Annotated in this window: 6 protein-coding genes; 3 read left to right on the top strand and 3 right to left on the bottom strand. The window is 34.1% G+C overall.

What is annotated here, in order from left to right; translation table 11 throughout:
* Positions 1 to 51: 51 nt before the first annotated feature.
* Entirely contained in the window at positions 52 to 510 is a 459-nt protein-coding gene (locus DM444_RS03770; protein WP_111284129.1) for an RNA methyltransferase, read from the bottom strand.
* Positions 511 to 886: 376 nt separating this feature from the next.
* On the opposite strand from DM444_RS03770, the gene katG reads away from it, so the two are divergent.
* The 3 genes from katG to DM444_RS03785 all read left to right on the top strand — a co-directional run bounded on the left by katG (position 887) and on the right by DM444_RS03785 (position 5,432).
* Complete coding sequence (gene katG / locus DM444_RS03775) at positions 887 to 3,160, top strand: catalase/peroxidase HPI (RefSeq protein ID WP_111284131.1); 2,274 nt, start codon at positions 887 to 889, stop codon at positions 3,158 to 3,160.
* A 165-nt stretch (positions 3,161 to 3,325) separates the two neighbouring features.
* Entirely contained in the window at positions 3,326 to 4,177 is an 852-nt protein-coding gene (locus DM444_RS03780; protein WP_111284133.1) for an AraC family transcriptional regulator, read from the top strand.
* A 79-nt stretch (positions 4,178 to 4,256) separates the two neighbouring features.
* The gene (locus DM444_RS03785) at positions 4,257 to 5,432 is read left to right on the top strand and encodes an FAD-dependent oxidoreductase (protein WP_111284135.1); all 1,176 of its coding nucleotides are present in this window, start codon (positions 4,257 to 4,259) and stop codon (positions 5,430 to 5,432) included.
* Positions 5,433 to 5,444: 12 nt separating this feature from the next.
* Here DM444_RS03785 and DM444_RS03790 read toward each other — a convergent pair whose 3' ends face one another.
* Positions 5,445 to 6,497 carry a glycosyltransferase family 9 protein gene (locus tag DM444_RS03790; RefSeq protein WP_111284137.1) on the bottom strand — a complete coding sequence of 351 codons (1,053 nt, stop codon included), beginning with the start codon at positions 6,495 to 6,497 and terminating at the stop codon, positions 5,445 to 5,447.
* Between the two features lie 183 nt (positions 6,498 to 6,680).
* Positions 6,681 to 13,790, bottom strand: coding sequence for a T9SS outer membrane translocon Sov/SprA (gene sov, locus DM444_RS03795; protein ID WP_111284139.1), 7,110 nt, complete (start codon positions 13,788 to 13,790; stop codon positions 6,681 to 6,683).
* Between the last annotated feature and the right edge of the window lie 429 nt (positions 13,791 to 14,219).

Genomic DNA, 14,219 nt, shown 5'->3' on the forward strand with positions numbered 1-14,219 from the left:
ATCAAAATTCCGTTTCAGATTATAATCTGAAACAAGCTTTAGCTATTTTACTTAAGAACGCGGCTTAGATAAATTTCTATCGTACATAACAATAGTTCCAGCCACTGCTACATTTAAACTTTTTTCTGATTTGAATTTTACTAAATGATGGCATTTTTCCATTACTTTTTTGGGCAAACCATGATCTTCTGCTCCTAATATATAGACACAGCGTCTTGGATGTTCAAAGGTTTCTAAGTCGGAAGCTTTATCAGATAATTCAACCCCAACTAATCTTGCTCCTTTTGGTAAATTTTCAAAAAAAGCTTCAAAAGTTTCGTAGTGAAAATAAGGAATTGCTTTTACTGCATCATGAGTATCACAAGCTTGTTTGGCATATCGATTACCAATAGTAAATATAAAAGTAGCGCCTAAATTTTGAGCCGATCGCCATAAAACACCTAAGTTTTCTGGCGTTTTACCGTTTTGTATTCCTATGCCGAAGTATTCATTTATAAAGTTGTCATTCATAAAAGCAAAAGTACAAACTGAATACACATAAATCAATATTTTATTGAGACGAAAAAATGATGTATTGATTAGATATTTTCTACAAAAGTTGTAGGTTAACGAATCAATTTTTAAATGTTATAAGATTATTAAAAGAAATACTGCTCGAATTTTCCTAGAAATAAGAGAAATCTTTTTATTAAATTTATATAATTAAAAATGTTTTTTTCTTTTCTAAAAGCCTTTTGTAAATACCATTTGACCTTATAAGTAAATGTAATTATGAAATAACGCGTAAATAGATTTTGTCTATTTTAGAAGTGTTATTTATGATTCGTCCTCATATCTTTCTGTTTCATTAGTTAGTAATTTAGTAAAAAATAAAAAATTTAAAACTATGGATAATCAATCGAATGACATCAGCAAATGCCCTTTTCATAATGGGAGCATGGATAAGCAAGCTGCAGCAGGAACAAAGAATCTTGACTGGTGGCCTAAACAGTTAAAGGTAAACATCCTGAGACAAAATTCATTATTGTCAAATCCGCTGGATAAGGATTTCAATTATGCAGAAGCTTTTAAAAGCTTGGATATTGAGGCTTTAAAGAAAGATCTACATGCTCTTATGACTGATTCGCAAGATTGGTGGCCTGCTGATTTTGGTCACTACGGAGGTCTTTTCATAAGAATGGCTTGGCATAGTGCTGGTACTTATAGAGTTCATGACGGACGAGGCGGTGCCGGAGCAGGACAGCAGCGATTTGCACCTCTTAACAGCTGGCCTGATAATGTGAGTCTTGATAAAGCGAGAAGGCTGCTTTGGCCAATCAAACAAAAATATGGCCAAAAGATTTCATGGGCCGATTTGTTGATCTTAACAGGAAATGTTGCTCTTGAATCAATGGGTTTCAAAACATTTGGTTTTGCAGGAGGACGTGCCGATGTATGGGAAGCCGATGAATCTGTATATTGGGGATCTGAAACCACATGGTTAGGCGGTGATGAACGTTATAAAGATGGCTCAGAAGGTGTTCCAAAAGATCATGGTGTAGTATCAGCTGATGATGATGCAGATGGTAATATCCATAGTAGAAATCTTGAAAAACCCCTTGCAGCAGTGCAAATGGGACTTATATATGTAAACCCTGAAGGTCCTGATGGAAATCCTGATCCTATCGCGGCAGCAAAAGACATAAGAGATACCTTTGGGCGTATGGCGATGGATGATGAAGAAACGGTAGCATTAATAGCGGGAGGACATACTTTTGGTAAAACGCATGGTGCTGCTTCTTCTGATAATGTGGGTAATGAACCTGAAGCAGCTGGTTTAGAATTGCAAGGACTAGGTTGGCAGAATAGTTTTGGTTCAGGTAAAGGAGGCGATGCGATAACAAGCGGACTTGAAGTTACATGGACAACAACACCAACTCAATGGAGCAATAACTTTTTCGAAAATTTATTTGGTTTTGAATGGGAGCTCTCTAAAAGCCCAGCAGGTGCGCATCAATGGGTAGCAAAAAACGCTGAAGCAATTATTCCAGATGCTTTTGATTCTAATAAAAAACACCTTCCAACAATGCTTACTACAGATTTATCTTTAAGACTGGATCCAGCTTATGAGAAAATATCACGTAGATTTTTAGAAAATCCTGATGAGTTTGCTGATGCTTTTGCTAGAGCATGGTTTAAATTAACGCATCGTGATATGGGACCAAAAGCCCTTTATCTTGGATCTGAAGTACCTTCAGAAGAATTGTTATGGCAAGATCCAATTCCAGAAGTAAATCATACATTAATAAATGATCAGGATGTAGCGCAACTGAAAGAAAAAATACTAAACGCAGGTTTAAGTACATCTCAGTTGGTTTCAACAGCATGGGCTTCGGCTTCTACTTTTAGAGGATCAGATAAGCGAGGCGGTGCAAATGGTGGTCGCATTAGACTTGCTCCTCAGAAAGATTGGGAAGTAAATAATCCAGCAGCATTAAAAGTGGTTTTGGATAAATTAGAAACTATTCAAAAAGAATTTAATGGTGCGCAAAATGATGGTAAAAAAGTTTCATTGGCTGACTTAATTGTTTTAGCTGGTTCGGCAGCTGTTGAGAAAGCGGCTAGAAACGCTGGAACATCAGTAACAGTACCTTTTTCTCCTGGGCGTATGGATGCATCTGCAGAACAGACTGATGTTGAGTCATTTGGATATCTTGAACCAAAATCGGATGGTTTTAGAAATTATAGAAAAACAAAATCAACTGTTTTAACAGAAGAACTTCTTATAGATAAAGCACATTTATTAACTCTTACAGCACCAGAATTAACAGTACTTTTAGGAGGACTTCGCGTTCTGGATATTAATGCTGACGGAAGTAAAAATGGTGTCTTTACAACTCGACCAGGTCATTTGACAAATGATTTTTTTGTAAATCTTTTGGATATGAATACACAATGGCAGTCAGTTTCTAATGATAAAGAACTTTATACAGGAAACGACCGAAGCACTGGACAGCCAAAATGGATTGGAACTCGTGCTGATCTTGTTTTTGGTTCAAATTCAGAACTAAGAGCAATAGCTGAAGTATATGCTGCTTCTGATGCACAGGAAAAATTTATAACTGATTTTGTTGCTGTATGGACTAAAGTAATGAATCTGGACAGATTTGATTTAAGATAATCTAACTGGAAACAGTAACCTTATAAAAGACGCCTTAATTGGCGTCTTTTTGTTTTATGATACTTACAGAAAGCGATCGTTTAAATATTTCCTTTTTTAACTCTTTATTAAAAATTGCTAAGCAATAAATAAATTAACTTTGATTTGTCCAATAAAAATGAATAAATGAAAGTAAAATCTATTCCTGTAAATACAATTCCTTCGGAATTTAAAGAAGGGATTATAATCGGAAAGGGAATATTTAATGGTGTACCTGATTCTAAAGAAGTAGAAAGATCCCATCGAGACGGAGGATACACCTTTATTCTACAGGAAAAAGGCACTACCAATATTGAAATTGATTTTCAAAAACAAGAGATAAAAGAATCATCAGTTATTTTTATTCATCCCGATCAAGTACATCGTCTCATTTCATTTGAAGAAGCGACAGTAACCAGCTGGATAATAACTGTCGAAAATCTCCGTCCTGAATATTTAAAACTGCTTGAAGAACTTTCTCCAGTGAATACATTATCATTAACAGAAGATGCTTTTTCTATTCTAAAAGAAAGTGCCTCATTATGTTTGAAACTTTCAGAAAGGAAACATGAAAAATTGTATGGTTCCATTTTGAAAGAAAGCGTTAATACATTAGTAGCATTAATAATTTCTCAATATGCTGTACAATCAAAATCAACCGATAACTATTCAAGATTTGAAGTTGTTGCTAAGACTTTCAAAGCGGCATTAGAATTAAATTTCGTCAAAATAAAAAGACCAGGTTCGTATGCTGATAAACTGAATATTTCTACTCCTTATCTCAATGAATGTGTGAAAACAGTAACAGGTTATCCACCTTCTTATCATATTCAGCAACGTGTTATTTTGGAAGCAAAACGCCTGCTTCATCATTCGGATAAATCCATCAAGGAAATTGCATCTGAATTAGGCTACGATGACTATTCTTATTTCGCACGTTTGTTTTCTAAAATAGCTTCCATGTCTCCAATAGCATTTCGAAACAAAAACCTCGATTAGTTCTATATCTGCTTCGTTTTGATATTGCTTATGCTTTTGAGACGCGTTTCCTTTGTACCTGAAAAGAATAAGAAGTAAAATGGAAACAATCAAAGGAATAAATCTTTTAGAAAATAAAAAAATAGCAATATTAGGTGCGGGTCCAGGCGGATTGACGCTAGCACGTTTGTTGCAGATGAAGGGTGCAGAAGTTAAAGTTTATGAACGAGACTTTAACCAAAATAGTAGAGTTCAAGGCGCAATAGTTGATCTGCATTTTGATTCGGGTTTAAAAGTGATGAAAGAAGCGGGCTTAATAGAAGCATTCAAAGCCAATTATATGAAAGGCGCTGATCGATATCGAATAGTTGATAAAGAGGCCAATCTTTTTGTCGAGGAAAATACAGGTGAAGATGATTTTGAAAATGAAAATTTTAGACCAGAAATTGACAGAGGCGCATTAAGAGATATGCTAATTGAGAATTTGCTGCCAGATACCGTTGTTTGGAACAGTCAATTTTTGAGTATGAATAAAATTGGAAGTTCATGGGAATTGAAATTTCAAAATGGAAGTACAGCTTTTGCAGATATTGTAATTGGAGCAGATGGTTATCGTTCGAAAGTTAGAAGTTATGTAACCGATATAAAAGCATTGTATTCTGGAGCATCAATTATTCAGGGAGAAATTGAAAATCCTAAAATAGATTGTCCTGATATTTATGAATTGGTCGATAATGCAAATCTTATTGCAATGGACATTGGAAAAACTATTGCTGTACAGCCAATGGGCAATGGAGGATTGACTTTTTATGCCGCTTCTTTATATCCTGAAAATTGGTTAGAATCAAACGGAATTGATTTCAATAATGCTGATGAGGTTTATAATTACTTAATAAAGTATTATGAAGACTGGAATCCTTTATTTTTCGAATTATTCAAATCATGTCGCAATTTTGTGATGCGTCAGTTAAATTATTTTCCAACTGATCAAAAATGGGAACCAAATGAAAATGTTACTCTTATTGGCGATGCGGCTCATTTAATGCCACCTTCTGGAGAAGGAGTAAATACTGCGATGCTTGATGCTTTAGATTTAAGCGAATGTCTCAGCAACGGTCAATTTAGTGATTTGAGAGCTGCAATAGGAGCTTATGAATTAAAGATGAGATCGAGAGCAGAAATTCTTGGCAAAGATGCCATTGATGGTATTCAGGATTTCGCTTCTCCGTCACAGCAATCCATTGATGAATTGGTTGAAATGTTTAAATCTAAATAAAGCACGATAAAACTAGTTTAAACGATGATGAAGGATAGTATCGATAAGTTCCACAATATTATCTATGCTATCTTCATTAGTTTCGATTGCAGAGCTGTAATTGTTGTAAGGAGCATATCTTTCCGGATTTGTAATGAACAAACCTAAAACAGGCACTTTTGTTGCACTTGCCAATTGCATAATTCCATTATCGGCACCAATAAATATAGAAGTATTGGCTATAATTGAAGCTGTTTTTCGAATGTCGCTGCTGTAAAATGATTTGGCTTTAAAGCCAATTTGAGAAACTTTTTCTGTGGGAAGAATTTCTATAAGGGTATACGAAGGAAAACTTCCTCGCACTTTTTGGTAAAATTCCTCCCACCATTCTGCAGAATGACGTTTTTCACCTTCCTCATAGGTAAAAATGCAGATTGATTTTTTTGCGGCTGGAGCTATTTTGCGAAAAATTCTATTTCCTTCAGACATCTCAGATGAATCTAGTTTCAAATCAAGATTAGGAACTTTATCATTCCATTCAAAAATGCCATCTTTCGATACCGAAAATCGGAAATCATATACAGAAGTTTTGGCCGCATGCTTGTAATCTGAAAAGATTAAAGCTGCAGATTCGCTTAAGGTATCACCGTAAAGTTTAAATCGGGCTCTTGTAAATTTGACAGCAATTCTTCCAAGCCATGATGATTTATCGGCATTAATTACCAGATCGTATTTTGTTCTTCTAAGTTTCCCCCAGCATTTTAAATATTCCAAAGGCTGTTGGAACGATTTTTCAGGAAGTTCAATTACAGTGTCAATATTGTTGTAATTTTTGAATATTTCTGCCGCCTTAGAGCCTTTCACAAATAAATCAATGTTTGCAGTAGGATAGGTGTTTGACAGTTCTTTTAAAAGCGGACTCATTAATAAAAGATCTTCAAGTTTAGAACTTGTTCGGCAGATTGCGATTTGTCCAATATTCTTAACAGGACCAATCTTTTTTAAAGAATTGGTGCAACCTGTAAATTGCGTTAAGGTATGCATTGCAAAACTACGCACGTTATTAGTTTTTATTTTAAAATCCATTTTTAAAGTATCTTTTCGAATCTGTTATATATGGCTTTCGCCGAATTCCTAATTTCGATTTAAAAGTAATTATCTATAATTGGATCAGCACATTAAATATACTGGCTAAGGAATTTCATAGACGAATAGTTTAATTTTACAGAATTTTGTTTTCGAGAAAATCTTAAAACTGAACATTTGAAATCAATTTCCAAAAGTGTATCGAATGGTAAGTCCTGAACTAATTGTAGTTAAAGGATATGTAGTTGAAATAACAGGTTTAGAAAAAGAATGGTTATAATAGAATATCATAGTCAGGTTTTTGCTTAACGAATAATCTGCAGTTGTCTTTAAAGTCCAAATATTTTGCCCTGCCACTAACTGATTGTTATCGTAATCCAGATAACGCACAATGGTCTGATTGTTTCTGAGCGTCAAATCTGCTTTTATAATGATATCGCTTTTTACTGTATTTGTGGGATTATCAGCTAATCTAGAAGTGAAAACCACATCTTTAATACGATAGCCAACTCCTACAACATATTCTATTCCGTTTACTTCGGTCAAATTATTATTGTCAAAGCTCATTGATAAAGACCTGTCTTTGTTGATTTGCGTGAGAAGTCTAAATGAATTCTTCATTTCAAAATCGACTTTTAAAAAGGGGTTAAATTGTTCTGTCAAAGTAACATTAGACATAATTGTCTGATTATAATAATTGCCATTATCATCCATTCCGTTCGGATCTTTAGCATAATTATAATTTGAATTAAAGGCATTTACAGTATAAGTTGCCTGATAACTGTGCTGGAGTGAAAATCGCTTAAATGTGTTTTTGAAAAAATTATACCTCATCAAACCATTATATTTTAATGACCAGTTTGGGATAGGGAAGTTTCTAAATATTCCCAAAGCTGCATCGTTAGGATTAGTTCCTGTATACGCAGCAAGAAAAGAAGCCAATAAAACAGATTGATTAGTGCTTCCATATCCTAAAGGGAATCCGTCAGTGCCAATATTAGTTCCGTTATTTACGTTTATTCCTCTTCTTTCAGCAAGTCGGTAGGCAATTGTTATTCGGTTTTTCCTAAAATTTTCAAATGCTTCAGAACCATTTTCGTCACTGGCAGAAAATGCTGTTTTTATCAATGCTGTAGAAATGGAGAAAGTTCCCGAAGTATAAGGAGATCTCGAATTGTATTGTCCGTTGCTTATATCATATTGTTCTGAGAAATTTTGGGAATACGATCTATTCGCTTGCAAATCAATTTTTAAATCTGGAATTAATTCGATATTGGCTGTTCCTTTAAAAATCTTGCTCTGAGAAGTAGAATACATTTGATTGAATTCTTGATAATTGGTCAGCCAGCCTTTTTTTGCCGCTTCATCGCGAATGTCATGCTGACTTCCAAAAATAAATCCTAACGTAGGTTTAGAAAATCCCATAAACCCAGAAGTCGGAAGATAGCCGGGCAAAATGGTTCCATTATTTTCGCTAAAATTTAAAGTAATGTTTTTTACACTTGTTAATACACCATAGAGACTTTTTACAAATGTGTTTTTGTTTGTATTTTCAACAGTATTTGCTTTTACAATTTTTTCTCCAGGTTTTACAGCAGTGGTTTTCTGTATATTGTTTTTATTATTTGCAGTTTTCGAAATGCCTAAATACTTGTATAAAGTTTCCATATTGAAAGTAGCATTCAAATTACTTGTATTTGCATTTTGAACAGTATTTCCTAGATTATAAGTAACGCCATCGACTTCAATTTTTGTTAGTGCTTCAGATGATCGCTGCCAATTATAATCGCCAGTATAAGTTAAATTAGCTTTTACGAAACTGAAAAGAGGAATTTTACTGATAGGAATTTCATAGTTTACAACCAGTTTTTGAACATGTTTATTTGGTTCTCCAATGTCAAAATAATGATCCGAAATTTTAAAACCATCTATAGGTTGATTGTTATTGTCCAAATAGTTTTTTACAATATTACTGGTCGAAGAGGTAAAGTTTAATTTTAAAGATTTAGTCAAATTAAAAGTAAAACCATACTGTATATTAAACTCAAAATTTCTGCTGTATGAAGGATCTAAAGCGATTCCCTCAACATCAGTCTGTCTAAATTGCTGTTGGTTAAATTGCCTTAAAATATTGGTATTGAAAGTAATATTTGAAGGCATATAATTGAAATTAAAATCGCTCAAAAGTTTCCAATAATTGCTCTTTTTCATGAATTCTGTTTTCTTGAAAGGTTCAACAGTTTTTGTTTCTGTGCTATAATCATAATTCAAAGCTGTATTGCTTCTTTGGTCAACATAGCTTTCTCTTTCGTAATCATGACTTGAAGTTTCATTAAAAGACTGCGAAAATGTGAAGTTTTCTATATCATAAATATGAGCTTTTTGCTCCGGCTTTCTTTCTTTTCTAACGCCAATAAAATTGATACTTGTGGTTTTTGTATAATCAATCGCTCTGTTTTTAATGTTTTGTCTTTCTGCTTCACTTTCTGCCGTATTCAGCATAGTTTGAAGCGTAATGTCAGGATTTTCAGGATCGTACTTTGGCGTAATTGTAGCTTCAGATACAGCATAGTTAAATGGCAGAGCAATTCCCCAGTTTTTTGGCATCAATTTTCCAAAATTAACATTCGTCAGCAAGTTATATTGCTGTACATCTTCCTGACTTCTTTCTAAAGAAGTTTGTTCCAAAGATCCAAAACCAATTGTGCTCATTTTTCCTGTTGCCGAAACAGTCGCAAAATCGGCAAGGTTAGAATCGATGTTTACAACCGCAGCCATTCCGCCAGTATTGTCCATTTCTGCCAAACGAAGTTCATTAAACCAAACTTCTCCTTTTATATCCTGATGCTGATCGTTATTTTTAATTCCGATCATTAAGGTTCGCACATAACCCAAATTTGGATTTCCTTTTACTCCCAATCGCAGCTTATTTACTTTGCTGCTTAAAGATGGATCTAGTTTCTCATTATCTTCGTCTAAATAATAAATTCCGTCAGCGGGAAGATCGGCAGTTGCTATTTTTTTGTATAGCATTTTCAGTTGAGATAATAAGGATAAAGACAAATCGATTTCATTGCTTTCTGGCCAAACTACTTCTGGACTCAAATACGAACAGCCTGATGAAAGTGTAACTTTTAATGGAATTTCAATCTGATAAAAATTCTCGGTATAATCATTTCCTAACCGAATGAAAGCACTCATCTGATTATCTGCAAGTGGCGTCTGACCAGTTAATGATTCTGCATGCAAAAACATTTTAAGTTTTTTATACTGTCTCATGTCCATGCTTATGCTTTTGTAAACCGCACGTGAATCGTTTGCTTCTAATCCTTTTCCAGAAACTTTCAGACCAAGCGACTGTTCATTTTGATAGATAACGGTATTGCCGCTGTAAGTTTGTTCTCTTTCTACGCCTGGAGGAAGTACATAGTTTACAGGACATTTTCCGTCGTTTTCTTCAATATTAACAGCTAAAACATCCAGCTCTGTATTATCATCTTCTGTATTGGTATCATTGATGTCTAAAGTTTCAGTATAGTTTCTCCAATCGCCTTTTTGAAGATCTAATGATCCAAAACGAAGCGTGACAGGCTCGCTGAAACCTGTCATAAACATACGCATAAAGCGAATTGAAGTAAAATCTGAAATACTTCCAATGGTATTTTCTGGCTGTGAAATAGGAATTTTAAACTGAATCCATCTTGCTTGTGTCGTATTTCCATTTGCCAACGTAACCTGAGTATTTCGAATATCAGTAATATAATTTTGCCCAATTTCCATATTTGGTTTTATATCAATACTATATTCATAATAAGCATTGATCGTATTCATGGTAAAATCACTGTTTATGTCTTCTACATCAGGTAAAGTTGTAGATCCTCGATTGGCATCGTCTGTACTTACAGCTGAATTTCCCTCGGTTCCGTTATACTTTTTGTATCGTTCTAAAACATCTCCTGTACTGTTAAGATAGTAAGTGTAATCGTCAGCTGCGGGATCCGATTCTGAGGCATAATTAGTATAAATCTGTGCTTCTTCACTATTTTTTAAACCATCTAAACCTATATCCTGATTGGAACGATTTGCAGTATCAGTGTCAAAAGCATAAGTCAACGATTGTGATGCTGGAACATCACCCCAAACTCCGCGAGGCGTTACCATTAATTGATCTGTTCCGAGTCCGTTCTCATATTGTTTTCTTCCATCTTTAAGAACATCTTCGGAGATTTCACCTAAGTTAAAATAGACTTTTCCTGAATTAACATCATTGGTTTTTCCGTTTCCAACATAAGGATCTAAAACCCAAAACTGAATGTATTGTACATTTCCCTGTTCGAAATTGGTCGAATTTAAAGATCGCATAATTCCTCCAAAGTTTTCTTTTGGAGAAGCAGAATAATTGAGTGCATTGTTATATGGTCCTCTTTCTGAAGGATAATAGCTTAAATCTAAAGTACTGACAACAAGAGTTTGTCCCGTTTCGGTTTCTGTGTTTGGATATAACTCTTCTTTATAAATTCTTCTGGTTGAATTGAGAGAAATATCATCATTAGAAATGCCTGAAGGTTTAGAAGTGTAAAATACCGGATCAATGCTGTACCAAGCCAATTTAGCTCTTTTATAGCCATAACTTAAATCGGTTGCACTTTCGTTAAAATTATAAAGGCTTGTAGTATTATTTGCAGGTGTAGAAGCAAGGCTCCAAGAATAAGCTGAGCTTAAATCGATAGTTGTCGCTGCAGTTTCAAAATCATCTACATAAATGGTTGATTCTCCTTCAAAATCGCTCGCTTTTGCTGTATTTGGTTTTAAAAAAGCAACTTCACCTCGAACCGAAAGATTCGACGGAACATCGGTATCAATATTAGGAAGTTTATTGACCAGTCGGGTAAAGAAAGGAACTTCACTAGAAAAATTAGTATTCAATCCGAAAATGGTATTATCGACAGATTCCTGTCCATAAACTGACTTTTGTGTATAAGGTTTCTCCGTATATTTTAAATAAGTAGCTCCAATGGTAAATTGATCTGATATTTTATGATCGATATTTAAGCCAATGAAATTTTTAGTCTGTTGTCCAAAAACCGAGTTACTTTCTAGTGTCACCGTAATACTGGCATTTGAAGCCAATAATGCAGCATCAAGAATGTGTACTTTTCCTAATTGATAATCTACGCTATAATCAATTCCTTCAGTTAAAGTTCTTCCGTCTGCTGTGACAATTACAGATCCTTTTGCAACGTTGGTTGAACCAATTGAAATTCCATCTGATCCTGAAGATTTATATTTTCCTTTTAATAAATACTTGTTTTTATCACTATCCTGAAGAGCGCCAGTTTGCGTATTGTTGTACAAACTTCTAAAAACATATTTTTTCTGATTCGCATTGTATGACGCAGTATTGTTATAATCTTCTGATGAATTTGTTGCTAGTTTTTTAAAAATCAATTCACCAAAAGGTTCTTTTGTGGTAAAAATAATTCGTCCGTTTGAAGCATCAACTGTAATGCCCGATACATAATCAAAAAAGCCATCTCCGCCATCTTGTGGATCATTGGTTGAATTTAGCCTATCCATATTAAAAACTTTCAATAAAGGCGTTTCAGCTACTTTATTTTCGTCTGTTGGATTTGGCGGAAAAGAAGTTACAGGCGTAATATAATTTAGCTGTGAAGGATTTGTATAAAGAATATTGAATTTAAAATCATCTTGCGTTATTTGGTAAGCATTTGGAATTTGATAAATGTTTTTCATCATTAAATTCCAAACAGGATTTTTTATATTGACCAAACTGCTTTTCAGCATTTTTAAAACCAAACTTTGTGTTGTAATAGTTTGAGAATCTGTTACTACTGTAGCATCGACACCATCATCAGCAAATTCTCCAACTTGATATACCTGATCACCTGAAGTATACTGATAAGCAACGGCAAGAACTTCATCATTAGACAGTTTTTGAGTTAAAGAAATATATCCTAATTGCTTGTTTAAAGTATATTCTGTTGAAGTTAATTTCCTTGCATTTTCAAGTTTCGAATAATCTTGCCCTTCTTTTACAGACACATTAAAACCAGATGCTGAAGTAGCAATTTCACGAATATTACTATTCAGCAAACCACTTCCAGATTTAATCTGAGCAGGATCATAATCATTATTTGAATTATCAGGAGGAGAATCGGCAGCGTTATTAAACATTCCCATTGAAGGACTCAGCACCACAACTTGATCATCTGAAAGGCCAGTCAATTGTGCTTCACCCAAATCCTGAACCGCAACAATATTTCTTAAATTATTGGCAGTTGTACTAACGCGGCTTTGCTTATTGGTTACCCAAACCTCAACTCTTGAAATCTGAATACGGCTATCAATTAAGGGGTAATTTTTTAGAGTAGCATCGTATTTGTTTCTAAAATACTGTGATAAGAAAAAGTGCCTGTTGCTGTCATAATCCAAGGCATACAAATTAAATTCTTGAACCGCTCCGCTGCCTTCCGCACTTACAGTTTTGGTTTCTGATTTTTGTTGGGAGAAAACGCCAGTAACCGTTGTTTTTCCAAATTGTAAAGCTGTTTTTACGCCAAATAAGTTTTGCACTCCAGTAATCAAAGTACTGTTTAAAGGCATACTAACATTTCCGACTTCAACTTTCTGTACAATATCATCCTCATCAGGAGTATACTCTAATTTGAACATATTCTGAAATGCAAATGTAGATTGAGTATCATAATTGACATTTACACTTAATCTTGTACCTACTTTACCAACTAGCCCCAGACTAATTCGCTGGTCAAAGTCAAAAGTAAGGCTTGATCTGTTTCTGGTTGAAATTGCAGGATTATCTTGTTTAGAATACAATAAACCCAAATCCATTTCTACTGATCCTGTAGGTTTTACGTCGATTGTATTGCTTCCAAAAATAGATTCAAAAAAGCTGGAATTGACATAATATCTGGGTAGCAAATCTTTTTTTGCATTTTCTGTACCCTTTTTTTTGCCATCAACCGCATCCATTTTTTTCCTGAAATAATTTCTTCTAGCTTCTTTCAGCATTAAATCTTCATACTCCGCAGGAGTTAGAAAAAGAGGATAATTTATTGAAAAATCATCAACAGAATCGGTATAAACATAAGTATTGGTAAAAGGATCGTAAGTATAAGAAGACAAGATGCTTTTAGGGTTTTCGATTTCAATTTTCCCTATATCAAATCCACTTTTTATGGTGTCTTGCGATACTTGCGCATTTGAAATAAAGGCACAGAAAAATATCAGAAAAAAGAATAATTTTTTAATCATTTACCAGATTCTGATAACCTTTTGCTTATTGTTTTAAATGAATACTAGGTTCAAAAATCCTGATGAAAGTATGTACACACATTCAGGTTTTTGAAAAAGAAATAATTAGGATGTTACCAGAAGTAGTTTTGTTTGATAGGCTTGTAGGGTTATAGGAGCTTATTGGTTTTCTCAATTCTTACTCAAAGGAATGATTTCGCTTCGGGATAAAATAATAAAGTAGAAGTATAGAGATTTTTACTATACTAAAAAGATAAATTGATCGATGAAAATTTATTGGATGTGGTGTAGATGTGGTGTTTTTTATTAATCAAGACTAATTTATCTACTCTAAGGAGAACAAACTGGCAGATATAGAATATGCTTAAAAACTGAGGAAGGAATTGATGTTGATTTAAATCTTTAATTGATTAGCATTCAATTGTATAA

Source organism: Flavobacterium ginsenosidimutans (genome assembly GCF_003254625.1).
Classification (GTDB): Bacteria; Bacteroidota; Bacteroidia; order Flavobacteriales; family Flavobacteriaceae; genus Flavobacterium; species Flavobacterium ginsenosidimutans.